Here is a 26,316-nt window from a genome sequence, read left to right on the forward strand (position 1 = left end):
CCGGGGAACCCGGAGGCAGCGGGAGCACCGGAAGCGTCGGGGGCCCCGGAGATCCTGGGAACCTCGGAAAGTGACTCCGCGTGCATCGACCCCACCGGCGGCGGCAGTCGGGGACGGAGCGGCCGCCTACTCCCGCCCGTCCTCCGCTCGCGTGTCCCTGCCGTCCTCCGGCGGCTTGGGCCCGGCGGGTGACGCCGGCGGGGCCGGTGGCACGGGGTGGTTCATGGCCGCCGACGCCGCCGTGGCACCCCGGGGCTTCGGGGCGAGTCGCGCGGCCGGCTCCTGGGCGTACGCGCGGAGGTAGACCACGACGGTGTTGGTCACCGCGACCAGCGGTACGGCGACCACCGCACCGCCGATCCCCGCCACCATGCCTCCGGTGGCGACCGCCAGGACCACCGCGAGCGGGTGGACGCGGACCGCGCGGCCGAGGATGAACGGCTGGAGGATGTGGCCCTCGATCTGCTGCACCGCCAGGACCACCACCAGCGTCATGACGGCCGTGAACACGCCCTGGGTGACCAGGCCGACGACGACCGCCAGCGCGCCCGAGACCACCGCGCCGACGAGCGGGATGAAGGCGAACAGGAAGATGAAGACGGCGAGCGGCACCGCCATCGGCACGTCCAGGAAGTAGATGCCGAGGCCGATGAAGATCGCGTCGATCAGTGCCACTATCACCGTGCCGCGCACATACGCCGTCAGCGTCCGCCACGCGGCCGGTCCGGCGCCGGCGACGCCCGGACGGGCGGCGGCGGGCACCAGCTTCAGCGTCCACTCCCAGATGCGCTTGCCGTCGTAGAGCAGGAACAGCGTCGAGAAGACCGCGAGCAGGATGCCGGTGAGCGCCTCGACGACGACCGTCACGCCTTCCAGGCCCGCCGAGGTGATCTGCTCGGTGTTGTCGCCGACCGCCTCGCGCAGGTTCTTGGCGATGTCGTTGATCTGGCGGTCGGTGACGTGGAAAGGGCTGTTGAGCAGCCAGTTGCGCAGCTCGTCGATGCCGTCCTGGATCTGGTCGGAGAGGGTGTCGATGTTCTCCATGACCTGCCAGGTCACGAACCACCCTATGAGGCCGATGACGACGAACCCGAACAGCGCGGTCAGCGCCGTGGCCGGTCCGCGCGGCAGCCCGATCTTCCGCAGCCGGGCCACCGTCGGCTGGAGCAGTGCCGTGATCAGCAGCGCGGCGGCGAAGGCCAGCACCACGAGCTGGACGGCGCCGATGACCCGCATGAGCACCCAGACCGTCCCCGCGAGCACCAGCAGGCGCCAGCCGGCCTCGGCGGCGACCCGCACGCCCCAGGGCACGGCGTGCGCGGGGTCGGGACGGGAGGGGAGGACAAGGGTGGGAGCCGCCGCGGGGCCGTGGTCGCCCGGTGGCCCGGGTGCCCGGTCGGCGGGTTCGGCGGGTTCGGCGGGGGTGGTGGAGGCCTCGGAGGGGGCGAGGGCCTGGGAGGGGGCGGCCGATCCGGGCGTGGCGTCGGGTTCGGGGCGTGCCCGGTTCTCCCGTTCCATCTCGGCGCGGCGTTCCTCCAACCGCCTGCTCACCTCGGTCAGTCCGGCTCCGATCCGGCCGAGCCATCCTGGCACGTGCGACATGATGCGTCCTCTTCCCCCGGTTCTCCCCATCACTCCCCACTGCCCCTGGGGCCACCGATCAGACCGTACATGGCGAGAGCCCCGCACCGTAGGACGGTGCGGGGCTCTGCCGTGGTCGAGCGGGGCTGGTACCGGGCCGGGCTCTAGTACCAGTTGTTGGCCTGCCAGAACGACCAGGCGCCGCAGGGGCTTCCGTAGCGGTCGTTCATGTAGTTGAGGCCCCACTTGATCTGGGTCGCCGGGTTGGTCTGCCAGTCGGCGCCGGCGGAGGCCATCTTGGTTCCCGGCAGCGCCTGGACGAGACCGTAGGCGCCGGAGGAGGGGTTGACAGCCTTGTAGTTCCAGGTGGACTCGTGGTCCACGATGTTGCTGAAGCACTGGAACTGGTCGGCCGGAATCATCTGCCGGGCCATCGCCTGGACCTCGGCGACGCTGTACGAGCTCTGGACCGCGAAGTCGGCGGCGGACGCGGAGGCCGTCTTGGAACGGCTGGCGGCCTTCTCGGCCTCCTCGCGCTCCTTGGCTTCCTGCTCCGCCTTGGCCGCCTTGGCCGCTTTCTCGGCGGCTTCCTGCTTCTTGGCGATCGCGGTCTCGGCGGCTGCCTTGCGGGCCGCTTCCTCCGCGTCCTTCTTGGCGCTCGTGTCCGCGGCGATGGCCATGGTTTCGGCCTGCTGCGTCAGGGACGCGGTCTGCACCTCGACCTGCTGGCCCGCGGGGATGTCCGCGAGCAGCGTGGTGCCGGCCGCCGTCGCCTCGGCGTCATTATTGGCCTGCGCCACACTGCCCGACGCAACACCGACGACACTTCCGACAGCGGTGACCGCGGTGGCCGAAGCCACTGCGAATCCCCGGACCGAAATCCGGCTCACACGGTTTCCTTCCAGCATCGACCGCTTCGGTGACCCTCGCGGACGCAATCGTGCCCCTGGCACTGTCCTCCCCAACTCGGGTCACGGGAGGCACGGGCCCGGTGGGCAACTCCCGAACGGGAGCGCCGCGTGGTGCTCGGGCGGCATACGACGACGCTATGGAGTTGATGCTGGTGCTCATGTGGCGCCCCACCGCTGGGGGCGGGGCTGTGTCGCATGCGGGGCCTGACAGGAATGAGACTCTGCCGTAATACGGAGCCGGGAGGCAATTCCATCGCGAGTGTGAAAGCTCACATCCCGTTTGACCCGGTCGATCAGCGGAAAGCCACACGCGCGCCGACGCCGCCCGGCTAGGCTCTTCGCCTTTCCGGACGGCGTCAACTCATCAGACGGGGCAGACGGTTCAGATCACCCGGACCGCCCGGACCCCATACCACTCGGACCACTCAGACCGCTCAGATGTGCCCGTCCTCCAGCATTTCGGTCACGAGCGCGGCGATCTGGGACCTCTCGGACCGGTTCAGGGTCACGTGGGCGAAGAGCGGATGGCCCTTCAGTTTCTCGACGACGGCGACCACACCGTCGTACCGGCCCACCCTGAGGTTGTCCCGCTGGGCGACGTCGTGGGTCAGGACGACCCGCGAATTGGCGCCGATCCGGGACAGGACGGTCAGCAGGACGTTCCGTTCCAGCGACTGGGCCTCGTCCACGATCACGAACGCGTCGTGCAGCGAGCGGCCCCGGATGTGCGTGAGCGGCAGGACCTCCAGCATGCCGCGCGCGGTGACCTCCTCGATGACCTCACGGCTGGTGACCGCCGACAGCGTGTCGAAGACGGCCTGCGCCCAGGGGCTCATCTTCTCGGCCTCGCTGCCGGGAAGATAGCCGAGCTCCTGCCCGCCCACCGCGTACAGCGGGCGGAAGACCATCACCTTCTGGTGCTGACGGCGCTCGAGCACCGCCTCCAGACCCGCGCACAGCGCCAGCGCCGACTTTCCGGTGCCGGCCCGGCCGCCGAGGGACAGGATTCCCACGTCGGGGTCGAGCAGCAGGTCGAGCGCGATCCGCTGCTCGGCGCTGCGGCCCTTGATGCCGAACGCCTCCCGGTCACCGCGCACCAGCCGGACGTTGCCCTCGGGGGTGACCCGGCCGAGGGCCTTGCCGCGCTCCGACTGGATGGTCAGCCCCGTGTGCACGGGCAGGTCGGCCGCCTCGGGCACGTAGACATGGCCCTCCTCGAAGAGGACGTCCACCTGCTCGCCGGGCAGGGTCAGTTCGGACATTCCGGTCCAGCCGGAGGCGTCCGTGACGGCGAGCTCGGCGCGGTACTCCTCGGCGAGGAGGCCCACGGAGGACGCCTTGATCCTGAGCGGGAGGTCCTTCGACACGACGGTGACGTCGAACCCCTCGGCCTGCAGATTGCGGGCGACCGCGAGGATGCGGGTGTCGTTGTCCCCCAGTCGGTAGCCGCTGGGCAGCAGACCGGGGTCCGAGTGGTTGAGCTCGACACGCAGGGTTCCGCCGAGATCCCCGATGGGGAGGGGAGCATCGAGGCGGCCGTACCGCACCCGGAAGTCGTCGAGCAGGCGCAGGGCCTGCCGGGCGAAGTAGCCGAGTTCGGGATGGTGCCGCTTGGCCTCCAGTTCCGTCACCACGACGACGGGGAGCACGACCTCGTGCTCGTCGAAGCGGCTCAGGGCATTGGGATCGGCCAGCAGGACGCTGGTGTCGATGACATAGGTGCGCCGGTCGGGCTTGTGGCGCTTTGTGCTGGTCACCACGGAAGGACGTACCCCCTCGGAAGAGGTCGGGGAGCGACGGAGCGGAGCTGGACCGGTTGACGGCGCCGATGCACGGGCCGAGAACCGGCCCCCCGCTGCTTCGTCCGTGCCGTGACCGCACGGTCGGGCTGGTGCAAAGGGCCTCCCGGGCGGGCGGCCCCGGGCCGCCCGCTGAGATCCGACACCCGTGGTTCGGGTGTCGACCTGTCTGAGTTATGCCCTCGAACCATCGCCGCCATGCCCGATCTCCGGGCGGCGCCCCGATGAACTCCCCGTTACGTCCGATCCTCCACAGCGTTCCCCGTCCGGGAGCGGGGTGGTGACGGGGCGGCGGGGCGGGTGCCTCAGCCGCCGAAACGCCGGTGGCGGGCCGCGTAGTCGCGCATCGCGCGCAGGAAGTCGACCTTGCGGAAGGCCGGCCAGAAGACCTCGCAGAAGTAGTACTCCGAATGGGCGGTCTGCCACAGCATGAATCCGGACAACCGCTGCTCGCCGCTCGTACGGATGACGAGGTCCGGGTCGGGCTGGGCCCGGGTGTAGAGGTGACGTCCGATCATGTCGACGTCGACGTCCTCGGCGAGCGCCTCCATCGAGGTGCCCTTCTCATGGGCGTCGAGAATCATGGAGCGCACCGCGTCGGCGATCTCCTGGCGACCGCCGTAGCCGATGGCGACGTTGACCACTATTCCGTCGACCTGCGCGGTGGCCGACTCGGCCTCCTTGAGGCTGGCCTGCATCCCGGCCGGCAGCAGGTCGGGGTTGCCGACGTGGTGCACCCGCCAGCGGCCGTCGGCCGCGAGGCTGCGGACGACGTCCTCGATGATGCCGAGCAGCGGGACGAGCTCCTCCTCCGGCCGGTCGAAGTTGTCCGTCGACAGCAGCCAGAGGGTGACGACCTCGACGTCCGTCTCGGTGCACCAGCCGAGGAACTCACCGATCTTGTCCGCGCCGGCCCGGTGGCCGTGGACGGTGCTGGAACCCGAGGCCTTCGCCCAACGGCGGTTGCCATCCATGATGACGCCGATGTGCTTCGGCACCTGATCGTGGTCCAGGTGGCCTTCCACCCGGCGTGCGTACAGCCTGACCAGCAGGCCGCGCAGCTTGTCACGCAGGTTCACGTGATCGTCAGCCCCTCCGTACGGATCGGACAGGGGCGGCACCCGCCGCGGTCCGCGGCATGCGGCCCGGTACTCGGCCGCGGGCGGACTCCGTCTCCCAATGGCAGCCCCCGGAGGCGAAGCCTACCCCTGCGGAGGCGGGGAGCCTCAACGCCGGGGGCCTCAGCGGTGGGGTGTCAGCGATGGGGGTCTCGGCGTCGGGGGTGGGGCGGGCCCGTGCCCGTGCCCGGCGCCTGCCCGATGACCGCCCAGGGGCGGGGCGGGGTGGCCCGCAGCCGGACCCCGGACGCGGGCAAAGAAAACGGGCCGGTCCGTGGGGGGGATACGGACCGGCCCGAGGGGGGGTTTCCACCATAACCCTTCGTGAGTGATGCTGCGCGCATCGGCGTGCCACAACTACTCTCCGAAATCACCTGGCGACGCCTCGATGGCCATGGAGGTGCACATTCCGGGCACCCCGATGGCCGAAATACTTCTTTTCCTCCCGGAGGAAACCGGTGATAGCGGGTCATCCCGTTCGGCGTGACGCGGCACACCCTCAGCGGAACCCCGCCACGACCACTCTTCCGGCTGCCCCTCCGACGGGTGACCCGCGAGGAACGCCCGCTTGACCCACCGACGAGCCGGCGGCGGGGCGACGGCACGACATCCCTGGGCATCGCGCGCTCCCTCCACCGCGCGGGTCGGGCGCGACACCGACGGACGCACGGGACGCACGGGACGCCCTGCGGGAAGACCGCACACGTGAGCCGGCCCGGTGGGTCTCGGCCGACCTAGCAGGTCTCGGCTCACCTCAGCGGGTTTCCGTGGGCCTCGGTGGGTTTCCGTGGGTCTCAGGGCTTGCGTAGGTCGAAGAGGTGACGGCTGCTGTGGGCGACGAACGCACCCTCGGCCAGGATTCGTTCGTGCAGGGCACGCAGCTGGGGCAGATACGCCTCGACGGTGAACCCCGGAACCATCCAGATCACCTTGCGCAGGAAGTGCACGACGGCGGCGATGTCGTAGAACTCCATGCGCAGGCGTTCGGCCCGCAGGTCGACGATCTCCAGCCCGGCGGCCTCGGCCTCCCGGCGTTCGCGTTCGGGATGGCGGGCGTTGCGCTGCTCGTCCGACTGTGGCCCGAGGAAGTGCTCGACGAGTTCGTAGGCGCTGCCGGGCCCGACGTGCTGGGCGAAGTAGCCCCCACCGGGCCGCAGCACGCGCGCGATCTCGCGCCAGTGGGCTTCGACGGGATGCCGGCTGACGACGAGATCGAAGGCCCCGTCGGCGAAGGGGAACGCCGTACGGGCGGACGCGTCCTCGGAGACGGCGACGACGCAACCACCCCGCGCCCGGAGCAGCCCGGCGGCTTTCACGGCGTTGGGCACCCAGCCTTCGGTGGCGACGACGAGCGCGGGCCGACGGCCGTCGGGGGCGACGCGTCGGGCCGCGTCGAGGGCGAGGCTCAGTACCTCCCCTCCCCCGGTCTGCACATCGAGCACGGTCCGGGCCGCCGCACCCGGCTCCGCTCCCAGCCGAGCAGCCAGTGCACGCGCGTACCCCCAGGAGGGCCGCGCCTCGGTGGCCCTCCCGTCGAACCAGGAGAAGTCCCACCCCTCGGTGGGAACGGCCGCACCTTCGGCAACCAGCTCGTCAAAGGACAAGGAAGAAGATCGCGAGGAGGGGAACGAGGAGACGGAGAACCGGCCCGAGCGACGCCCATGCGACATCCCGCGATCCTCACAGAACGCCACGAAATCCGCTCACGGTTTTCCCGGGGCGGTCCGGCCGGACCGCCGACGGCTCACGACACGGTCGCCCTCATTCGCCTGGCCACTTCCTCCGCGACGAACCGCACGAACCCCTCCGGGTCCGGCTCGTCCCCCGTCGGCTGGAGGATCACGGAGTCGGCCCCGGCGCCGGCCAGCCGCTGGACCGCCTCGGCGACGGCACCGGCGTCCCCGGCCACTCCGAGACCGGGCCCGGAGCCGACGCCTTCGGCGATCAACTCGGCGCGGAGCCGCTCCTCGGCGCCGGGTCCGGTGGCGGTGAGGAGGTAGACGACGACCGTGTGCGCCGCGGCCTCACGCCCGGCCGCCGCGCGCCCCTCGTCAATGAGACGCCGGGCACGCCGGACACCCTCGGGAGAGGTGGACGCCGTGAGAACCGTGCCGTCGGCGACCTCGCCGGTGAGCCGCAGGGTACGCGGCCCGGTGGCCCCGGCGAGCACCTCGACCTCGCCCTCGGGCGGCCAGTCGAGGGCGACGTCGTCGAGTGCGACGTACCGCCCGTCGACGGTGAGCCGTTCCCCGCGCAGCAGGGCGCGCAGCGCGACGAGATGCTCCCGCAACAGCGTCACCGGAGACTCGACCCGGGCCCCGACCTGCCCCATCCAGTCCTGTACCCCGTGCCCGACACCGAGGACGGCCCGGCCCGGGAACATCCGGTGCAGGGTGGCGGCCTCCATGGCCGTGACGGCAACGTTCCGCAACGGCACGGGGAGCAGCCCGACCCCGATCCGTACCCGCTCCGTCCAGGCCAGCGCGGCGGCGGCCGTGGAGATCCCGCCCTCCCGGAAACAGTCCTCCCACAACCACAACTCGTCCAGCCCGGCGTCCTCCGCACTGCGGGCAACGGCACGAAGACGCTCAGGAGCAAGCTGCGGCCGGAACACCGCACCAAGTGTGGTCATGGCGAAGTACCTACCCGGGCCTCTCGAAGCTGACGCTCTCGGCGATCGCCCGCAGAATCGCCCGGTACTCCTCGCGCCGCGCCGGAGCCGTGGTGGTGAGCGTGAGGACAGCGAGCCGCCGGCAGTCCGGATGGGGAAGGTGGGCATGCACCTGGAGAAGCGACCGCTGCGGCAGCCCGCTCTCACTGCCGGGGGTGGAGGTCGACTCGCTGAGCGTGGCGGGCCCAGCGGCCAACTCGACGAACTCAACACACCGATGCCCGCCACCGGCCGTCACGGCACGGGCAGCGGTGACACCCCGGGGCGCAGGCGCGAACTCCCGCCAGGAAACGGTGAACAACGAAAACAACGGCCCCCCGGCCTCATGCCCCTCCACCCCACCCACATCATCCCGATGCAGCCCCACGGAACAGTGCACGGTACCTGCTTCACGGAGAGCGGAGAGGAGTTGCTGACCGGCGGCAAAAACTGCGATGAACTGCTGGCGGGCCGTCTCGTCGGGCGCGGCATCGAGAAGCGGTGCAGCCGCGGCCCGCAAGCCTTCCCCTGCCGAGGAGTTCGGGCCGGAAAGCAGTGCGTCCATGGGAAGTGGGAGAAATCCCGCCGGCTCGACGAACCACAGCTCGGCGAGGGGATCCGCGACAGAGGCATCGAGGACGATCACGGGCCCGCTCAAGACTCCGCCCCTTCGCTGCCCTTGGCACCGGAGACGGCAGTGGACGGGACATCAGCGAACCGCGCTCCGGCCCGACGGGCGCGCTCAAGGTCGGCCGGCTCCACACCCTCCCAACTTCTGCGCGGGGCACGCCCGTCGAAGGCTGACGGTTGGTAGAGGAAATGCAGACGCCTCGGCGCCTTGCCGTCCCGGGAGGACACGGCCACAACACCGAGGAACCGTGGATCGCCCGCAAACCACAGAGGCTCCAACCGCGCCTTGAGCGCAGGCTTCGTACGCGGCCCCCCGATACGCCGCAACCACCAGAACGCCCGATGATGCTTCACGAACACCAGAGGGATCCCTGCATCTGAACGACCTGCGGGGTCGGGGAGCTCGATCCAGATACCAGGAGCTTCGGCGTCCGGGTGATCATCAATGCCTCGCGCCGCTTCGTAGTAGATCTGCCAGGGATATTCACGGAGAATCCACAGCAAACTAAACACGACTGGAATTCCGCGGAGTTGCAACACCATTCGATAAAACCCGTAGACCCAAAAGGGAATAAATACCCACACAAGCCAGTTCGGACCATTCGCAGAAATCCCTAGCATGATTACCCAGCCGCCACCCCATGCAACCAAACCGGCTAAACTCGCGGCAAGAACTTTTGACCATTCCAGACGAGTGGACCATGAATCCCAAGCAGTAGGCTGGCTGGCAGATCCCATCCGCTCCCTTTCTTTAGGTCTCGTCAGAAGAGATGACGAGCAAGACTGTAGATCGCTCCAGAATCCAGCAGCAGGCGCGAACCATCGATACCGGCCACTGCACCCTCCTTCACACCGTCGTCGTCCGCATCAACCAGCTTGTCACGGAGACCGAACCCTGCAGTACCAATGCCAACCACTCCTGCCGCCCCCTCCACAGCCTTGCCTGAGACTTCTGGGTTACTCGCTCCTCGTACAGCCCGAGCAACCAGCGAATTTCCGAGTTCAGCCACAATCTTTGCTTCATCCATAGTTTTCACTCCCACCACCGCCACCCTATCGCCGAGGGTGGCACCTGTGGTGCTGGCCAGTGCAGCCCGGATACCTGCACATCCTCCTTTACCAACCGCCCCGACCCCAGGTAGCGACCCCAAAAGATCGGCACCAACTGACACCGAATTACTCCAGAAGTCGGCATCCAGCTCACCACTTCGGACCCCATCCCATAGAGAAACTCTCACTTCAGGATCGGAAATCCGCAACGCAAAAGCAGTCAGACTCACCGCCGAAGACGTAAGCATGAGCACCGCCACAGTCGCCAGGCTCCACCCCAGCGGACCGGAAAGGAGGAGGGCTGCGACGACGATCAGCCCCGCTGTGAAGCTGAGGATGTCCGGCAGGTTGTCCGTCAGCCAGTCGAGGGCCTTGTCGAACATGCCCGGCTCATGCGGCGCCAGCTTCTTCGTCGCGTCGCGGATCTTCGTCGCGCGATGCATGGCCTGGCGCTCATGCTCCTCGGCCAGTCTCTTCGCCTTGCCGATGACCTTGTCGAGCTCCGCCTGCGCCTCTTCGACATCGGCATTGGCACGGGTCAGTGCCCGCTGCGCCGGGCTGTCCCCGTTTCCCTTCTCCTCCTCCAGGTCGGGATGACCCTCCGCCCTGGCAGCACGCCCCTTCGCCCGGTCCACCGCAGCCTGCGCGGCTTCGGCATCGCTCTCCAGCCGCTTCGCGCGCCGCTGGAAGTCGTCCAGCTCGTTTTCCCAGCAGCTCAGCTGCTTGGCGGCCTTGCGAATGGACCGCGCGGCGTTCTTCAGGTTCAGTGGCAGCGGGCCGTCGTCGAGTTGTTCGCGGAAGGCGACGGCGGCATCACCTTTCCAGCAACTGCCGTCCAGCAGCTTGGTGACCAGCTCGTGGGTGTCCTCGAGCACCTTCGCGCACCCGCTCAGCTTCTTGTGCAGTCCGCGGATGGTCTCCGTGTCACCCGGAACGGGGTTGAAGCCCAGGTGCGGATAGTCGGGGTACGGGATACGGGGTGCCGACTTGAGCCCTTGGGGTTTTCCGAGGTCCGCCCTCGACTTCGGATCGAGCGCCGCACCGGTGTCGTCGATGTGGGTGACGGTCACGTACGGCCGCCTCTGCCACTGCCAGCCTTTTTCAGCGCGGCTTCCAGCGCCTTGTCGACTTCGAGGTAGCTGTCCTTGCTCTTGCCGATGATCTCGGCGAGGTCCTCGGTCTGCTTGCCGATCTCCTCGGCCCCGTACTTCCAGTCGTCCTGGAAGTGCTCGCAGGCACGGTCGAGATCGTCCGTGCCGAGTCCGGTGACAGTCCCGTCGGCAAGCGCCTGCCGTACGCCCCGGAGCGAGCTCGCCGACTTGCGCAGCGACTTCATGAACCGCCCGAGCTCGTCCCCGTCGACAGCCAACCGCGGCTCGGCCATACGCGCACCCCTCTTCTCTTCCGATCCACCTGCACCCATGGAAGGAACGAGAGGTTCCGTATTTCGTGGCGCATCCGGAGCAGAGGGCCCTCTTTAGGAGGAGCGCGTGGTTCAGCGGTTGATGGCCTGGATCTCCTGGACGACGACGTCCTGCGTGGCGCCGAAGCTGCCGTCGGGAAGGTCTCCGCCCGCACCGCCGGTGCCGGTCCACTCGATCTTCCAGGTGACCGTGGCCGTGAGCTCGTACGAGTCGTCTCCCGAGGAGCGCAGATACGTCACACCGCACGGCGGGGTTTCATCTGCCTTGCCCCTGGCGTACGGCTCACCGATCCGGCCGCTCCGGATCTCGCAGACGCCGGACGCCGGATGGATCTCGGCGTCCGGCGTGCCTGGCTCGATCTGCACGGACACCGGTGCGGCAGTGGTCGTCGCCTCGATGCCCAGCAACGGAACCGAGGCCGTGACGGAGACCGGCTTGAACTGCGCTGCGTCCAGCCATGCCCAGGTGGGAAGGTTCACCTTGGTCGTGCCTTCCGGCGCCAGAGCCACTTCCGTCGAGGGAACACGGACCTCGGCATAGGCGAGCTGGGCAAGGACCTCCGGGGTGACCGCCTGCGGGATGTCGGCCGGCGGGTCGTCGTTCTCATCCACCCAGAAAATGGGCTCGTCGCAGTCGGTAGCACCCGGATCGCCTTCACGACCGGCTGTTACATACGAGTCCCACCAGTGGCCCTCGCCGGCCTTGTCCTTGTTGAAGTCCGTGTAGGGCTCACCCTTGACGTAGCGATCGCGCTGCCGTGCGTCCCACTCGTAGCCCGTCGACTCCGCTTCCCAGATCGGTTCCAGGTGCTTCTGCAACTGGTCCGGGGTGTATTTGGGAGCGTAGTAACAGGCCGGTGGTGTCCAGTTCGTGGCAGACTTCACCGGGCCGGCCGCCTTGCCCGTGCCGTTGCGAGAGCGATCGAAGACCACCGCCCCCGCGGTCGCGGAGATGTTCTCACCGTTTCGGTCGCCTTCGACCTGGGACTCGGAGCCCGCGCCTTCCCCACCAGGAACGACATCCGCTCGGGCTGGCGCGACGGTGGCCGCCATGACGAGGCCGGCCAGGACAAGCCCTCCCAAGGACAGACGTCCTACGGCTGGCACTGGGCGGCTCCCCTCGACGAGATGATCTGGGACGTCTGCCACACGCCCTCGGCACTCTTGTCGAGCTTGGTGTTGTAGAGCACGTAGCTGTTCTTGGTCACGGGCGTCTCATGGACCTTGTTGGTTTTCTTGTCCTTGCTGAAGCCCTTGCTCTCGTCCGCGCAGAAAATGAGTATCGCCGACTCCTCGTCCTTGAGAGTCACCTTGCGATCGTAGTAACGGACTTCGCCCGTCATCGTGGCTCCAGCCTTTTCGAACTGGTTGACCCAGGACAAAGCCGATTCCAGAGCCTTGCCCCTGTTGTAGAAGGCCAGAGCCTCGCCGTTGGCGTCTGTGCCTGCGATGGCTGCGTCCACCGCCCTCATGCGCTCTGCGTTGTCCGCCAGGACGGCGTCCTTGACCTGATCGCCCGTCTTCTCGCCTTCGAAGACCAGCGTGACATCAGAGGGCAGCTCGATCTTCGGGCGCTCCGCGGCGGCCGGCCCCGACGATTCGCTCGGTGGAGCCGACTTGTCGCTCCCCGTGTCCGCGCCCACGATCTTGTCGCTGTCCTCGTCCTTGGCGGAGCCCTCCTCCTCGTCGCCGCTGCCGCACGCGGACAGCGTCAGCGCCGTGGCGGCGGTCAGCGCGAGCGCTGCGAGCAGGGTGGGGCGGCGGCGGTTCACGGTTTCGGCTCCCGGTGGGGCGAGGCGTCTCGAGCGACCCAACGCTATCCAGCGATGCGTAACGACACCAGGGAGATCAGTGACGACTTGCCGGGCGTATCCGACCAACCTCTTCGCCACTCCACTCTCTTGGGACGGAGCCGTTACGCAAGCAGTCACCCCGATGACCCGGTCCCCGGCGCCGGCCGGAGGCGTTGTCACAGGGGGGCGCTAGGTTCGCTGCTCGTGGGGCCGGTCGTGGCGGTTGAAGTCGCCTTTCCTCCTTGTACCACACCTTGTTGACGACCCATCAGGAGATGTTGCCATGAGTATGGAAGCCACCTACGCGGACTTCTCCGTCAGCCCGGCCCGGCTGGCCAACGCCGACGTCCGGTACGAGGACGGCCGGTTCGCCGGGTCGCATCTGGCGCTCGGCGCGGGCGGGTCCGTGACCGTGGAGTTCGAGGTGGAGGACCCGGAGGACATCCCCCAGGCGACGCTCACCGTCACCGCCCTCGTCTCCAAGCTGGGCGCCGAGCCCGGGGACGCGCCCGTCGACGTCCTGCTCCAGGGCGAGGCGCTGGCCGAGGGCCTCACCGTGCCCGGTGGCGGCGACCTCCCGCAGGACAACGTCTTCGCTGTGCCCGGACATCTGCTCGAGGCCGGGACCAACACCCTGGAGATACGCTCCTCCGCCAAGGCCCGCAGCATGCTCTGGCTCTACCGGATCACCCTGGACCCCGTCGCCCAGCGGGGCCGCTCCGAGCGTACGCGGAATGCGGAGGCCGCCCGGGACTCGGTCTTCACGTACCGGACCGAACGCCGTTCCGCCCACGCCTCCCCGTCCCGCTCCTGGCAGGCGGCCCCCCGGCTGCTGTTCCACATCGACCGGGACGAGCACTCGCTGCCCGCGCAGCTCAGCTGGAAGGGTGACGACGGTACCGAGACGGCCATCAGCTTCCAGTCCAACATGTCGGACTTCCACGGCGTCCACCGTGCCGCCGACGGTACGGCGTACGAGTACCGGGGCCGTCTCACCGGCAGGTGGCCGTACGCGGAGGGTATGCCGAACGCCCCGGTCTCCGGCTCGCACCACCTGCACCGCTTCCACACCGAGGAGGGCTGGGGCGGTGACTGGCACCGTTCCCACGAACTGCGGCTCCTGGTGGACGACGGCGGCCCCGCCCCCGTGGAGCGGGTGACCTGGCGCGACCAGCGCGGGAACTCCGGCGTGGCCGTGCTGCACACCCTGTCGAACGAGGTCGAGGCCACCGACGTCGAGGCGAGCGACGAGTTCGAGGAAGCCGGCGAGATCGCGGAGAACCTCATCGAGGACTCCCGCGACAAGTGGCTGGCCGGCGACGACGTCGCCCTGCTCGACTTCACCCTCGCCCGTCCCGCCGCCGTCACCTCGTACACCCTCACCTCAGCGAACGACTGCGCCGAGCGCGATCCCCGCGACTGGACCCTCCTCGGGTCCCACGACGGCACTGCCTGGACCCCCCTGGACGTGCGCATCGGGGAGAGGTTCACCGACCGCTTCGAGACGCGGGAGTTCTTCCTGCGTCCCCGCACCGACATGCCCGCCTTCCGTCACTACCGCCTCGACATCACCCGCAACTCCGGCGGGAGCGAGACGCAGCTCGCCGGGGTCCGTTTCGTCGAGGCCCCCTCCGGCAAGGGGTTCACCGGCTACTACCAGCGCTACGACGAGGGCCCGATCGGCTACCGGGGTACGCCGGTTCCCTCCGCGCCCGCCGCCGCCCTCCCGGCGCCCCTCCTCGCCTCGGACCTGGACGCCGCCGTGGAGAGCCTGACCGACACCGCCCAGACCCTTGCCGCCCTTGCGGCCCGGCTCCGCGGCAACTGACCATAGAGGGAAGGGAAGAAACGCAAGGGACCGAAGAGGCGGAAGGGGCGGGGTGGTGATGGCGGTCTGGCGGGACGGGCGTGGGGAGTTGGTCGTGCCGGGTCACGGGGGACGGCCGGACGTGCGGGTGCCGCTGGAGATCGCCGCCTCCTACCGCGCCCGCACCAAAGGGCTGCTGGGGCGGGACTCGCTCGACGGCGCGCTGCTCCTCTCCCCCGCCAACAGCATCCACACCTTCCGTATGCGCATGCCCATCGACGTCGCCTATCTGGACCGGCGTCTGCGCGTCATCGCCGTACGCACCATGCCTCCGGGACGGCTGGGACTGCCGAGGGTACGGGCGCGGCATGTCGTCGAGTCCGGGGCCGGGGCGATGGCGGGGTGGGGGCTGAGGAGAGGGGTGCGGGTGACAGTGCTGACGAGCCCTCCCGGCCCCAGCACCGTGTAGGCGACGCCCGCCACGCCGCGCGCCGAGGATCTTTCGTTCGAGTCGGGCAGGATCAGCCCCTGGTCGCGGCAGCCGACCGGCACGTCACAAGCGGGAGCGGTGAGGGCCCCCGGGCCGCGTACGCGCGTGCACCGCCCCTGGGGAGAGGTGAAGAGGAGCGCACGGTTCAGCGGTTGATGGCCTGGATCTCCTGGACGACGACGTCCTGGGTGGCACCGAAGCTGCCGTCGGGAAGGTCACCGCCCGCACCGCCGGTGCCGGTCCACTCGATCTCCCAGGTGACCGTGGCCTGGAGCGGGAAGGTGCCCTCACCCGAGGACCGCAGGTGCTCCACCCCGCAGGGCGGGGTCCGCTCCGCCTTGCCCCTGGCATTCGGTCAGCTCGCCTCCGGCGGGCTTCTTGAAGGGATGGCGGAAGCCGTCGCCGGCGTTCTCGTAGCCGAGGTCAACCAGGGTCGGCATGTCCAGTTCGGCCGCGATGCGGTTGAGTGCCTCGACCAGCCCGTGGTGGCGGGCGCAGGTGGTGTCGTGTTCCCGGCCCGGCCGTACGGGCGAGACCCAGATCGGCCAGCCGTCCGGGGTGGCGATGACCTGCACGTTCCCGCCATGGTGCTTGTGTTTTCCGGACCACCGGAGGTCTGCGCCGTTGGGGCCCGGGGCGGCGGCGCGGTCCGTGCGGATGACCGTACCGTCGAGGTTCAGATGCGTCAGCCCGGCTGCCTTCGCACGCTCCAGCGCGGTGGACAGGTCCGGTGCGCCGGCGGCCAGGACGGCCAGTCCTTCGTGGAGGTAGCGGTAGGAGGTGGAGACCGACAGGCCGTTGTCGCGGGCGAGTTGGGCCAGTCGGGTGCCGTCGAGGAACCAGCGCAGCACGAGCACGGCCTGCTTGAAGCAGCCCAGCGCGCGTCGCCCCTTGCGGGTCCTGGCCACGATTCGGTGGTCGCGCAGGAGACCGGCCGGGTGCTCGGCGGTGGACCGCCTCACATCGGGCACGGCGGTGTATGTGACACTGGTCGGCACGTGAGGCCCCTCGGTCGGATCTTTCTGTCGCAAGATCGTTCCTACCAGGGGCCTTACGCCTGCCCGGACTTGGGGGATACCGCGGACCGCGCGACGCGCCTCCCGCTCACGGACGGTGGCCGACGGTTACCGGGAACAGCTCACTGGCAAGCGCGCGAAGTCGATGCCGTCGTCCGCATCCGCGTCACCGGCCGGGAGACGCCCTTTCTCATCCGGACAATAGTACACTCCATGGGCTCAGAATTCCGGAAAATCGTGAGTCATCGGATTCCACTCAAGCACACTCATCCCCTTTCCCGCATAACGCTCATTGATCCTGACCACAGCCTCCCGTCGAGAAATCCCACATTTACCTACGAGCACATCCGTCATGTCGCGAAAATATTCGAGCATCTCCTCGTCGAAAGCGACGAGGAATCCTTCGGTACTCATGATGCAGGGCCTCGGCGCAGTTCGTTGTCGTCCGTTTTGATCATGTGAGGCCGGGGAGGGCGAGCGGCCGGGTGTGGTCTCGGGCTGCCCGTCGGAGGCCGGCGGTGATGGTGCGGATGCCGGCGAGGCGGAGGGCTCCGATCGCGAGGTTTCTGCAGGGGGCCATTGCTCGGGGGGCGTTTCCGGTCCGCAACCGGGAGGCGTCCTCGGTGAAGGTGACGTCCCTGACGTGGTGCAGGGCCTCGACGGCCCGGTGTCCTCGGATCGGGCGGCTGAGTTGGGCCGGGCCGGTCTGCTCGGTGGTGAGGCCGGTGACCGCGGGGACGGTCTTGAGACTGCTTTTTCCGGTCTTGCGGTCCACGCGGCGGCGGACGGTCTGGACGGCCCGGCGGGCTCCGGGGAAGAGCAGGTTGCTCACCGTGCAGACCTTCAGCCGGCGGATCTCCTGGCGGCCGTGACCGGTCGCACGGGTCCTGTCCTGCAGTGGAATCTGCTTCCAGGGAAGGGACTTGAGCTGCTTGCGGAGCTTCTTCGTGTTGCGCTTGGCGAGCACGACGGAGTGGGCCTGGCGGTCGAGCAGGTGGACGGCGTGGTCGTGCCGGGTGTGCATCGCGTCGCCGGTGACGCCCGTGCCGGCCAGGTCCTCGAGGGTGTCGGGCAACGGCTGGAAGCGGGTGGTCCCGTTGGCCTTCTCACCGACGTCCATCTGAACGGGGACCAGTGCGCTCGCGTGGTCGCAGGCGGTCAGGAGGTGGATCTTTCGTCCCCTTCGCACGGGCAGCACCCCGCAGCGGCTTCCCGTCGACCGCCGGTCCGCGTAGTCCTTCGTTTCCGGTCCGCCGGTCTGCGAGCCGGGCTCCGACCGCGCGGTCCGGGGCGTCCGCGTCGATTCCGGCCGGCAGTCGCCGGATCGTGGATCCCGCGGGCCGGGACCGTTTCGGCCACAGCGGGTCGATGACCGTGCCGAGCCGCCTCAGCAGGGCCGGCGGTGCGCCGGCCACCCATCCACCCACCGCGAGCAGGGATCGCGCTCCGGCGAGGACCACGCAGGCCGTCAGTGCCAGGAGCGTCACGAGTGGATGCCCCCGTGGATCACGCGGGTCCGGGACCTGCGCGAGACGTTCCAGCAGATCCAAGAGCTCGCTCCCGGACACTGCCGGATGCGGTCCGAGCCGGTCGAAGGCAGGGGAGATCAGAGACGATGCGTCGGCAGGCGCGGGCAGCCCGAGGGCACAGAGCGTAGAGAGCCATACCCGGAGCCCCCGGGCCCACCAATCTTGCGAATGACCAGCGGAAACCCACGCCTGAAAGGTAGGACTCCATGATCACGGACGTACGTGCCTGCTCTGCGTCGGACCCTGCCCGACATGACGAGACGTCAGCAACCGGACATCGGCCGACTACACCGAAGTTCTGACCGAGGAGAGCGCGGTAGTACGCGACTCCCGGTTCGCGCTCCATCCAGATGTTGCCGGTGGGGGTCTCCGTTGTTGCGCTGTCGGGCCATCCGGTTGGTTTCCGCTGCGCTCTTCGAGATGCACGACGAATGGACCGCCCTACCTCACCGCCATCCCCCCGAAGGGGATATGGGTGATATCTACCGCAAACTCTCTTTTGGTTCCCCCGTGCCACCCAACGCACCGAAATGCAACCGCCAGTTGATCCCCAACACCATGACGAGGGACACTACCTGGCGGATGCGTGTTCCCGACCGGGTGGCACTCGCTTCAATATCCTCCCGTGCAGGTCATCTGAAGCCATCTACCCAAGGATTACTGGGCAGTTGACCTCAGGGTTTCGTGGTAGCGTCCTTGCCCGGAGGGACAGTGCAACCTGAAAGGGAAATCGTGAACACGGAGAAGATCGCCGCTCGCCGCCTCTCGCTGGAAGAGGTGACGAAGCTCGGCGTGAAGGACAGGCTCTTCGTTTCCGCCGACACGGCAGAACTCAAACTTCCCGACTGCTACGTCCCTGCTTTTCTGACCAAGTCCGGTGGGGATTTCGAGGGCGGCTCGATCACGGCGAGAACCGTATTCCAGGAAGAGGTCTCCTGCCTTCCCGACGACGAGAATGAAGCCGGAATCTACTTGGCCGACGAGAACGGCTCGGTGACCATCGAGGTCCTCCAGTCCGCCGGTGTCGTGCTGGACCTGGCACTTTTCGTCCCTGGTGGGGACAAGGGGGCCCTCACCGCCCTTTACGCTGCGGCCCGGCAGGCGTTCGGCGCCGACGTCGTGCAGATCTGGCGCCAGGGCCTCAAGGAGGTTCCCGACGTGAAGGTCGACATCTTCGAGGAGCAGATTCCCCGGGGACGCAAGGGGGGCGACAGCCCCAAGCGTGACCGTCGCGCGATCGACACCTACCCCACCCGCGCGGACTTCATCGAGTTCTCCGCGGGGTGGAAGCCGGTCGTTGAGGTCCACAGGCCGATTGTTGACGACACCCCGACCATCTGAGGCGGCGTTACCTCTCGTCTCGACCTGAGGGAACACCGAGAACGCATGCGCCGGATCCGACGCTCCCTGAACTGCCCAGGGAGCGTCGGAAAATAACTCACGAATGTCGAAGCGCCGTTCCACCGGGGCGGCGCTTCCTCGGTCATGGGCACCTTCCGTACGCCGTCCAGCGCGCGGCGCTCGGGGTGACCTCGGCGGCCGGTGGGGCCGTCAATCGGTGTACGACTCGAGCGTGCCGCGGCGCCGGACGTCGAGGGTCGCGCAGTGGAACGAGCCGCCGAACGGAGCGTAGTGCAGCAGGTCGCACGGGATCGGCTCGAAGCCCCATTTCTCGAGTGCGCGCAGCATGTCCGTGTGGTGGCGCTCCGCGATCACCCGCTTCTCGTCGATCATGAGAACGTTCATGCTCAGCCACTTGCCGCACATCGAGGTGACCTTGAGCAGACGCTCGTCGATCGGACGGGGCTCGGGAGCGATCAGGACGTCCCACGAGCTCAGGACGTCGGGCAGGTGGTCGACGTCGACGTATTCGGGGTTGACCAAGACCTTGCCGGGCGCGAGGAGGACGAATGTCGTGTCGATGTGCATGGGGGTGCGGCAGCGGCTCTTGATCTCGTGGATGCGGTAGCCGGGCCCGAGATGGCGGCGCAGCCAGTCGATGCCCATCCGGTTGGTGACGTTGCTCCGCGTGACGAACAGGTCGTGTCCCGCGCGCATGAAATCCGCCGCGTCGAACACCGGCTCGAACTCGGTGAGGATGTAGCGCATGGGCTCGCCGGCCTCGGGGACACGGAAGTCCGCCTCGAAGAGCTCGTCGGTGAGCTGCGGCTTGGGAGCCGCCGTCCAGCGCGCGCCGCCCCGGAAGTACTCCTTGAGGATCGTGCGATAGGAGTGGGTCTCGAAATACCGGCACGGCCATGCCATCGGGGTCTCGACGATCTCGTCGCCGATCACGAGCATGCTGTCACGCGGGCACGTGTTGCAGAAGCCACGTGACGACCAGTCGGGGGTGCTGAAGCGTCGCCGGTGGTCGACCTCGTCCGGGCGTCTGACGGTGACGCCGAGGGACTCCAGGAGAGCGACGAACTGGTCGAGCTCCTGCTGCGCCCGCTCGACCAACAGGCGCGGGTACCTGAAACCGGCGGCAAGCCCCTGCATCCGTGCCGCCCATGGCGGGATGTTGCAGGTCACGACCGGATGGTCGGAGGGAATCGTCGCGCCGTCGAGACGCCCGACGATGATCTCCTCCAGCGGGTCCCACTCGTTGTGCGAATTGACCGGCGAGAGGAGGGGCTCCGAGGCGCCGTCAGCCGAGGCTGATCGCGCCGGACGCGCGTCCTTGTCCGCCGCTGCCGTCAACCTACCGGGCCTTGGCGTTACCGCCATACTCAACCGCTTTCGATCGCAGAAGTCAGCAACTCACCCCATTCAACGCGTTGCGTCAGGAGATGTACAGGACTGATGCGTGTCCACGAGGAGGGCCATACGCCGCTGGCCCGGGTCGAAGATCCGGTAGTCGCACGAGTGTTTTAGTGACTCTCCGTTCCCGGTTCTCAGTTCTCGGTTCGGGGAAACGTGATCTCGACCCTGCGGTTCTTCTTGCGGCCGGCTTCCGTCGAGTTGTCGGAGATCGGGTACTGCTCGCCGTAGCCACGTACCTCGTACGTGACGTCGGGGTCGTTCAGCTTCTGGTCCAGGACGGCGTGGACGGCGTTCGCACGCCGGCGGGACAGGACGTCGCCGTGGGCCGAGGAGCCCAGGTTGTCCGTGAAGCCGAAGACACGGATCCTCGCCGCGTTCTGCTTCTTGATCTCCTCGGCGATCGCGCCGATACGGGCCCTGGCCTGCGCGCCGAGTTTCGCGCTGTCCTTGCCGAACAGTACCTCCGCCTGCAGCGCGAACGTCACCTCCGTGTTGGTGTCCTCGCGGCGCTCGTCACCGCTCTGCTCCTCGACGACCTGCTTGATGTCCAGGACCTTCGGTTCGGCGAGGGTGGCGCCGTCGGGGAGTTTCAGGTCCGGGTCGTTGGGGTCGAGTTCGACGGGAGCGGAGGCGGTGGCCTCGGTGCCTGGGGGGACGCTGGGGTCGTCGGCGGCGGCGGTGCCGGCGGCGCCGTAGAGGGTGGTGGCCACCAGGACGGTTGCGGTGGTTGCTACGGCTGCGAGGCGTGGGGCCTCCAGACGGTTGCGCAAACGGGTCATTGACGGCCTCATCCAGAAATCGTGATGTCGCCAGTGGCGAACATCGGCAACTGGAAAGTCACTTCGGTCGTCTCGTTCGGAGGCGACGGGAACTGCATGAAGACAGGCACGGTCTCGCCGGACTTGACCCGGCTGATCCCCGTTGTGGTGAGGGGGCGCCCCTCTGTGTCGCGCAGAACGTAGTAACGCTTCTTGCTCTTGGAATCGACCAGTGTCGCTCCGCCGAGGGACTGACCGTTCCTGATCACCTCGGTCTCGTTGCCACTCAGTTGCGCGGGCAGGGTGAGTGTCTTGTCGCTCTCGTTCTTCAAGACGCCGTTGACAGTGACGAAGCCTCCCGCATCCCTGCCCACGGAGGTGACTTGAAGCAATAGACCGTCAGGCCCCTTCAGTTCGACCTGGACCTCGTCCGTAGGTCCCTCCTGAGCACTCGGGTTGGACCCGTCACCCTTGGAAGCGGACACCGACTGCTCGGGGCTCTTGCCGTCGTCTCCGCCCCCACCGCAGCCAGCCACCCCGAGGGCCAGTCCGGCCGCGACGATCAGCGCGGCCATCCCCCTCTGGGCCTTCGTTGTGAACCGAATGCTCATGCCTCTGCTTCCTTAGTCACTCGTGGTTCGTAGGTCAGTCGGCCAGGTGGACATCGAAGAGGTCCTCGGGCTGCGGAAGGAGTTCCACCGGATCTTCCGGATCCAGTTCCCACTCTGTGCCCCCCTTGCAGGTGAGCAGGGGCAGTGTGTCCTCAGACGCGTCCTCGGTCAGGGGATCGAAGGCACAGCGAGGATCGATCACCGCGGTGGCCGTCTCCTGCGACTTCATGTTCTCGGTGCCGGGCACGATGGAGTCCCCCACGGTGTCGGTGGTCTCGACCTCGACCGTGTAGCCCAGTAGCCCGTTCGGCACGCATCCCCGGACGGCCGCGTCGTTCTGTGCGGCTAGTTCCTGTGCGCGCCAGCACGAGTCGTCGAGCCCTTCCGCGCTGCCCCCGAAGATCGCCTGCCACTTGGTCGGGTCCAGGATTTCCTCGACCCAGGCACCGGTGAGTTGGTCGCGCCTGTCCTGCGCCGCAGCCAGTGCTGCCGCGTCTGCAGCGGTCTGAGCACCGTTCCTGTTGGCCGCGGCCTGCCCGACCGCCAAGTACGCGAACGCGAGAAAGAGCAGGCCCCCCACCACTGTCAGGTAGATGGGAAAGGCCTGCCCTGCGTCGCCGAACCTGCGGGACCGCCTCAACCGCCGGTTACCTCGGTGATCTTGTCCGTGATCGCGTTGAAGATCGTCTGCCCGATGCTCGTCCCCGTGATGGCCAGCACGATCGCCACCACCACCGCAATGATCCCCAGGTATTCCACCGCGGTCTGCCCCCTGTCGTTGCGGGCGGCGCGGGACTGGAGGTATGTGACCGTGGTGTTGATCCAGTTGTTCATGGTGTTCCCCTCCGGCTGACGCGGTTGCGGCTTCCTTCAGGGTGCCGCATTCGATATCAGCAACGTACGGCGAATTTCGCAGTCCGCCAGAGGGCCTCAGGACCCAATCCCGGGCCCAGTTGCCGGGCCGCCGCTTCGTCCCCCCTGACGTCACCACGGGTCACCCCAGTCCTCGTGCGGAGTCCGGGGCCGTGCCGAGCCACTTGGCGGCGGCTTCGGAACGGCTGGTGCTGTGCAGCTTGGCGAAGATGCGGTTGATGTGGTTCTTGACCATCTTCTCGCTGATGAAACAAGTGGCGGCGATCTGCTGGTTGTTCATGCCGGATGCGATGTGGTCCATGATCTCCGCCTCCCTGCTGCTCAGTTGGAACCTCGGCCTGTCGGGAACGGCCGGACGCCGACCGCTTGTCCACCCTGACGACGACTGTCCCATACCTGGTTGCAGTTGCGAAAGGTTTTGTGAAGAAACGGATGGGAGGATGGGCCACTGCACATCCAATGCGCCTGGCTTCCAGGCTTGTTGAGGGTCCATATGCTGCGTCTTCTTGTTGGAAATTCCGTATGCAGTCGCATCCGTCCGGGCTCCCAGGCCATCCGGCAGGGGCGGACCCGAGGGGGTCTTGCGGAGTTGGGCCAGCAGCGCTTCCGCCGCCGCGGGGGTGAAGTGGGGGCGGCCGTGGCTGACGTCCCTCACCGCCTCGACCAGTTCGTCCGCCGTGAACTCGCCGTGGACCAGGTAACCGCCCGCTCCCCTGCGCAGCGCCTCCTCGACGACCTCCGACTTTCCGCTGTACGTGAGCATCACCACCGGCGCGATCCCCACCAGGTACGGAAGTGCCGAGATGCCGTCCATGCGCGGCATCCGGACGTCGAGGAGGACGACGTCCGGATCGTGGTCGTGGGCCGCCTCGCAGGCCTCCCGGCCGTCTGCGGCCTCCGCCACCACCCTTATCCCTCCCCGGCCGGAGAGCAGGGCCGTCAGGCCGGCGCGGACCACCGGGTTGTCGTCGGCGACGAGGACCCGCAGGGCCGCAGTGGGCGGGGGTTCCTGGTTCGTCGTCATCCGTGGCGTTTGCTTCGTCTGGGTCATCGGGCCGCCTCCGCTGTCGCGCGGGTGCTGGTGAGTGGTCGCGTGGGCACTGTCGGGAGTTCCAGACGGACCTCCGTGCCTCGGAGGTGGGCGCCTCGACCGATGCGGATGCGGGCGCCGATCACCACCGCGCGATCGACCATGCCGACCAGGCCGAAGTGACCCTCCCTGCGCAGTTGTTCGAGGGTCGTGCCGGGCGGGAGGCCTCGGCCGTCGTCGTGGACGGTGATGCGGAACAGGCCGCCGCGGACGCCCGCACTCACGGTGACTCGTGTCGGGTGCGCATGGCGGTGGGCGTTCTCCATGGCCTCCGAGACGATGGCGAGCAACTGGCGGGTCACCGTGAGCGGGACGGGTACGGGGTGGGGCGGTGCCCCGGCCTCGTCGTCATCGCCTGTCCGGCGGAAGGTCACCGGAAGGCCGGTGCGGGCGCTGAAGGCGCGTGTGTGGGCTGCCAGTTCGGTGAGGATCTCTTTGCCGCCGCCCTGCCACGCGCCCGCGCCTCCGGGCGTCCCTCCCCGCAGGTCCGCCAGGAGTGCGCGGGACTCGGCGGCGGCGCGGCGGGCCGAACGGGCGACCGGTTCCGCCTGTTGCCGTACCCGCGCCGCGTTCACGTGCCCGGCGCTCGCCGAGTCGGCGAGGCCGTCGGCGGCCAGGGCGACGCCGTACAGGGTCTTCGCCACCGAGTCGTGCATCTCGCGGGCCAGGCGGGCGCGTTCCTCGCCGACCGCCTCCGTGGCGGCCAGGCGGGCCTGGACCGCCGTCAGGGCCCGGGTGGCCTTGCCGAAGCGGAGCATGAGGTTGCGGAGGCTGGAGCCGACCGCGCCCGTGATGACGCAGAGGCCCGGCAGGAACAGTGTCTCCGTGAGGCCCGCAGGCGGGTCCGCGTCCGCCAGGGCCACGTGGACCAGGAGCAGGATCAGGCCCTGGAGGGAGGCGAACACCGCCGCGCCCCGCCACCCGTAGACCAGACCTGCGAGGAGTGGGGTACAGACACCCGCGTACGCGAGGAGGCTGTCGGGGCCGGCGGAGATGAGGAGCAGGGCGCCGAAGAGGGTGTCCACGGCGAGGAGGCCGGGGTGGCACAGGAGGAGGGGGCCGAAGCGTTCCCAGTCCCGGACGAGGACGTAGGACGCCATGAAGGTGACCACGACCGCGATGCCGACCAGGCGCACGCCCCAGCCCGGTCCCGCGTTGAGGAGGGCGGCGGGGGCGGCCAGCGCGATCACCGCCAACCGGAAGCCGAACACCTGCCGGCACAGGGACTGGAGTGCGTTGATCTGGAGGTCGACGGCCGGGGACCCGAATGCCGGTGCGGGCTCCGGCATGGGCGGACGTGGAGGCGTGGGCGAAGGTGTGGGTGCGAGTGGAGGTGCGGGTGCGAGTGGAGGTGCGGGTGTGGACGGGGTGGTCCGGTCCGCCGGGGGCATGCCGGTCCCGGGCCGCCGGGCGCGGCGCCGGCGCAGCAAACCCCTGCGGCCCCTGCGTGCTGAGCGCGGCCTGCGCTCCCCGGTCGTCGCCATCCTGCTGTTCACCGTCCCTCGTCCTTTGTCCTCGCGCTCGTCCTGCTACTCGCCCGTGATCGAGCCGAAGTCGGTGCCGGAGCCCAGGATCAGGCCCGCGCCGAGGAGGATCATCGTGGCCGGGACCATGAACGTGGTGATCATCATGGTGGCCTTGGGGACCGCGCGGGCCGCCTTGCGGCGGGCGTTCTGCGCGTCCGTACGGCGCATGTCCTTCGCGAGGGCGACCAGCGTCTCCACGATGGGGGCGCCGAGTTCCTCGCCCTGCTGCAACGCCGTGACGAACATGGCGACCTGCTCGGAGTCGTTGCGTCGGCGCAGTTCGGCGAAGGCCTGGCGGCGGCTCATGCCGAGGTCCATCTGGCGCAGCGTGATGCGCAGCTCGTCCGCCCACGGGCCCTCGTACTTGGTGGCGACCCGGTCCAGGGCCTGCCGGAAGCCGAGGCCCGCGCTGACGACGACGGCGAGGACGTCCAGGAAGTCCGGCAGGGTCCGCTCGATCACGTCCCGGCGGATCCGGATCGCCGACCAGATACCGACCTCCGTCCAGAACGCGCCGAAGGCGAGCAGCAGCAGGGCGACGAAGAACTGCCCCCGCATGAGGAAGACCAGGAAGCCGAAGCCGCCGAGGAAGCCGTAGACCGCGCGGCGGGCGGCGTAGCGGTCGATGGTGAGGCCGCCCGGGTTGCCCGCGAGGTCGATCCTGCGGCGGTACCGGGAGACCCGCTGGGGGCCCATGAGGCGCAGGACGGCGGGGGCGTACCGCATGCCCATGCGGTCGACGAGCGAGTCCACCGCCCCGGTGCGGGTGGCGCCGACCTCCAGGGCGAGGACCAGGTCGGCGGGGAGTTTCGCGTCGGCGCGGTACATGCGTACGCCGGCGAAGACGCCCCCTACGGCGAGGGCCGTCACCAGCGCCAGCAGAAGTCCCATGTCGCTC

At 68.7% G+C, this 26,316-nt stretch carries 25 protein-coding genes and 3 pseudogenes; 3 read left to right on the forward strand and 25 right to left on the reverse strand.

All coding sequences use genetic code 11. The features are described from left to right. Nucleotides 1-126: 126 nt before the first annotated feature. The 12 genes from TU30_RS29070 to TU30_RS29120 all read right to left on the reverse strand — a co-directional run bounded on the left by TU30_RS29070 (nucleotide 127) and on the right by TU30_RS29120 (nucleotide 12,934). Nucleotides 127-1,602: an AI-2E family transporter gene (locus TU30_RS29070; protein ID WP_042175641.1), complete on the reverse strand. Its 1,476-nt coding sequence runs from the start codon at nucleotides 1,600-1,602 to the stop codon at nucleotides 127-129. A 143-nt stretch (nucleotides 1,603-1,745) separates the two neighbouring features. After that, entirely contained in the window at nucleotides 1,746-2,489 is a 744-nt protein-coding gene (locus TU30_RS29075) for a transglycosylase SLT domain-containing protein (RefSeq protein WP_078878596.1), read from the reverse strand. 437 nt (nucleotides 2,490-2,926) lie between these two features. After that, complete coding sequence (locus TU30_RS29080) at nucleotides 2,927-4,252, reverse strand: PhoH family protein (protein ID WP_042175644.1); 1,326 nt, start codon at nucleotides 4,250-4,252, stop codon at nucleotides 2,927-2,929. 344 nt (nucleotides 4,253-4,596) lie between these two features. After that, the gene (locus TU30_RS29085) at nucleotides 4,597-5,370 is read right to left on the reverse strand and encodes an isoprenyl transferase (protein WP_042175646.1); all 774 of its coding nucleotides are present in this window, start codon (nucleotides 5,368-5,370) and stop codon (nucleotides 4,597-4,599) included. 833 nt (nucleotides 5,371-6,203) lie between these two features. Next, nucleotides 6,204-7,079, reverse strand: coding sequence for a methyltransferase domain-containing protein (locus tag TU30_RS29090; RefSeq protein WP_078878599.1), 876 nt, complete (start codon nucleotides 7,077-7,079; stop codon nucleotides 6,204-6,206). 74 nt (nucleotides 7,080-7,153) lie between these two features. Then, nucleotides 7,154-8,041, reverse strand: a complete 888-nt coding sequence (locus TU30_RS29095) for an LLM class flavin-dependent oxidoreductase (protein WP_042175667.1) — start codon at nucleotides 8,039-8,041, stop codon at nucleotides 7,154-7,156. Between the two features lie 10 nt (nucleotides 8,042-8,051). Further along, nucleotides 8,052-8,705, reverse strand: coding sequence for a hypothetical protein (locus TU30_RS29100; protein WP_234308016.1), 654 nt, complete (start codon nucleotides 8,703-8,705; stop codon nucleotides 8,052-8,054). Nucleotides 8,706-8,713: 8 nt separating this feature from the next. Then, nucleotides 8,714-9,427, reverse strand: coding sequence for a hypothetical protein (locus tag TU30_RS36255; RefSeq protein WP_158719388.1), 714 nt, complete (start codon nucleotides 9,425-9,427; stop codon nucleotides 8,714-8,716). 23 nt (nucleotides 9,428-9,450) lie between these two features. Next, entirely contained in the window at nucleotides 9,451-10,809 is a 1,359-nt protein-coding gene (locus TU30_RS29105; protein ID WP_052479956.1) for a hypothetical protein, read from the reverse strand. Then, nucleotides 10,806-11,123, reverse strand: coding sequence for a hypothetical protein (locus tag TU30_RS29110; RefSeq protein ID WP_042175671.1), 318 nt, complete (start codon nucleotides 11,121-11,123; stop codon nucleotides 10,806-10,808). Before TU30_RS29110 ends, TU30_RS29105 begins: the two co-directional genes overlap by 4 nt. A gap of 111 nt (nucleotides 11,124-11,234) precedes the next feature. Beyond that, nucleotides 11,235-12,269, reverse strand: coding sequence for a hypothetical protein (locus tag TU30_RS29115; protein ID WP_042175675.1), 1,035 nt, complete (start codon nucleotides 12,267-12,269; stop codon nucleotides 11,235-11,237). Next, on the reverse strand, nucleotides 12,257-12,934 hold the full coding sequence (locus tag TU30_RS29120) for a hypothetical protein (protein WP_042175678.1): 678 nt from the start codon (nucleotides 12,932-12,934) through the stop codon (nucleotides 12,257-12,259). Before TU30_RS29120 ends, TU30_RS29115 begins: the two co-directional genes overlap by 13 nt. Nucleotides 12,935-13,238: 304 nt before the next feature. Here TU30_RS29120 and TU30_RS29125 point away from each other — a divergent pair, with 304 nt between their 5' ends. Both TU30_RS29125 and TU30_RS29130 read left to right on the forward strand, forming a co-directional pair. Continuing rightward, nucleotides 13,239-14,783 (forward strand): alpha-1,2-mannosidase, encoded by a 1,545-nt coding sequence (locus tag TU30_RS29125; protein ID WP_176726352.1) that lies wholly within the window; start codon nucleotides 13,239-13,241, stop codon nucleotides 14,781-14,783. A 58-nt stretch (nucleotides 14,784-14,841) separates the two neighbouring features. Further along, on the forward strand, nucleotides 14,842-15,231 hold the full coding sequence (locus tag TU30_RS29130) for a DUF192 domain-containing protein (protein ID WP_042175792.1): 390 nt from the start codon (nucleotides 14,842-14,844) through the stop codon (nucleotides 15,229-15,231). Between the two features lie 166 nt (nucleotides 15,232-15,397). On the opposite strand, the pseudogene TU30_RS34845 reads toward TU30_RS29130, so the two are convergent. The 5 genes and pseudogenes from TU30_RS34845 to TU30_RS37770 form a co-directional block, all read right to left on the reverse strand. Beyond that, a pseudogene (locus TU30_RS34845) lies at nucleotides 15,398-15,607 on the reverse strand (hypothetical protein); the annotation flags it as partial. After that, nucleotides 15,597-16,250 (reverse strand): annotated as a pseudogene (locus tag TU30_RS29135) (transposase family protein); the annotation flags it as partial. The pseudogenes TU30_RS34845 and TU30_RS29135, both read right to left, overlap by 11 nt. Nucleotides 16,251-16,487: 237 nt before the next feature. Further along, complete coding sequence (locus TU30_RS37760) at nucleotides 16,488-16,682, reverse strand: hypothetical protein (RefSeq protein WP_234308018.1); 195 nt, start codon at nucleotides 16,680-16,682, stop codon at nucleotides 16,488-16,490. Between the two features lie 199 nt (nucleotides 16,683-16,881). Continuing rightward, nucleotides 16,882-17,466, reverse strand: a pseudogene (locus TU30_RS37765) (ISAs1 family transposase); the annotation flags it as partial. Further along, nucleotides 17,375-17,836 (reverse strand): transposase family protein, encoded by a 462-nt coding sequence (locus TU30_RS37770; protein WP_370626728.1) that lies wholly within the window; start codon nucleotides 17,834-17,836, stop codon nucleotides 17,375-17,377. The gene TU30_RS37770 and the pseudogene TU30_RS37765, both read right to left, overlap by 92 nt. Before the next feature lie 693 nt (nucleotides 17,837-18,529). Between TU30_RS37770 and TU30_RS29145 the strand changes: the two genes are divergently transcribed. Further along, nucleotides 18,530-19,138 (forward strand): hypothetical protein, encoded by a 609-nt coding sequence (locus tag TU30_RS29145; protein ID WP_042175685.1) that lies wholly within the window; start codon nucleotides 18,530-18,532, stop codon nucleotides 19,136-19,138. A gap of 210 nt (nucleotides 19,139-19,348) precedes the next feature. Here the strand turns inward: TU30_RS29145 and TU30_RS29150 are convergent, their stop codons facing one another. From TU30_RS29150 to TU30_RS29185, 8 genes are all read right to left on the reverse strand, one after another. Further along, nucleotides 19,349-20,524 (reverse strand): amidinotransferase, encoded by a 1,176-nt coding sequence (locus TU30_RS29150; protein WP_042175686.1) that lies wholly within the window; start codon nucleotides 20,522-20,524, stop codon nucleotides 19,349-19,351. A 167-nt stretch (nucleotides 20,525-20,691) separates the two neighbouring features. Then, a complete protein-coding gene (locus TU30_RS29155; protein ID WP_042175688.1) occupies nucleotides 20,692-21,339 on the reverse strand; it encodes an OmpA family protein in 648 nt (215 codons plus the stop codon). A gap of 8 nt (nucleotides 21,340-21,347) precedes the next feature. Beyond that, nucleotides 21,348-21,929, reverse strand: coding sequence for a hypothetical protein (locus TU30_RS29160; RefSeq protein WP_042175689.1), 582 nt, complete (start codon nucleotides 21,927-21,929; stop codon nucleotides 21,348-21,350). A 34-nt stretch (nucleotides 21,930-21,963) separates the two neighbouring features. Then, on the reverse strand, nucleotides 21,964-22,569 hold the full coding sequence (locus tag TU30_RS29165; RefSeq protein ID WP_042175690.1) for a pilus assembly protein TadG-related protein: 606 nt from the start codon (nucleotides 22,567-22,569) through the stop codon (nucleotides 21,964-21,966). Next, nucleotides 22,566-22,763, reverse strand: a complete 198-nt coding sequence (locus tag TU30_RS29170) for a Flp family type IVb pilin (RefSeq protein ID WP_042175694.1) — start codon at nucleotides 22,761-22,763, stop codon at nucleotides 22,566-22,568. The genes TU30_RS29165 and TU30_RS29170 overlap by 4 nt, the downstream gene beginning before the upstream one ends. Before the next feature lie 160 nt (nucleotides 22,764-22,923). After that, nucleotides 22,924-23,826 (reverse strand): response regulator transcription factor, encoded by a 903-nt coding sequence (locus TU30_RS29175; protein WP_107068608.1) that lies wholly within the window; start codon nucleotides 23,824-23,826, stop codon nucleotides 22,924-22,926. Between the two features lie 23 nt (nucleotides 23,827-23,849). Then, the gene (locus TU30_RS29180) at nucleotides 23,850-25,376 is read right to left on the reverse strand and encodes a sensor histidine kinase (RefSeq protein WP_370626731.1); all 1,527 of its coding nucleotides are present in this window, start codon (nucleotides 25,374-25,376) and stop codon (nucleotides 23,850-23,852) included. Nucleotides 25,377-25,421: 45 nt separating this feature from the next. Next, nucleotides 25,422-26,309 (reverse strand): DUF5936 domain-containing protein, encoded by an 888-nt coding sequence (locus TU30_RS29185; protein WP_042175699.1) that lies wholly within the window; start codon nucleotides 26,307-26,309, stop codon nucleotides 25,422-25,424. Nucleotides 26,310-26,316 lie beyond the last annotated feature (7 nt).

Source organism: Streptomyces sp. NBRC 110035 (assembly GCF_000829695.1).
Taxonomy (GTDB): domain Bacteria; phylum Actinomycetota; class Actinomycetes; order Streptomycetales; family Streptomycetaceae; genus Streptomyces.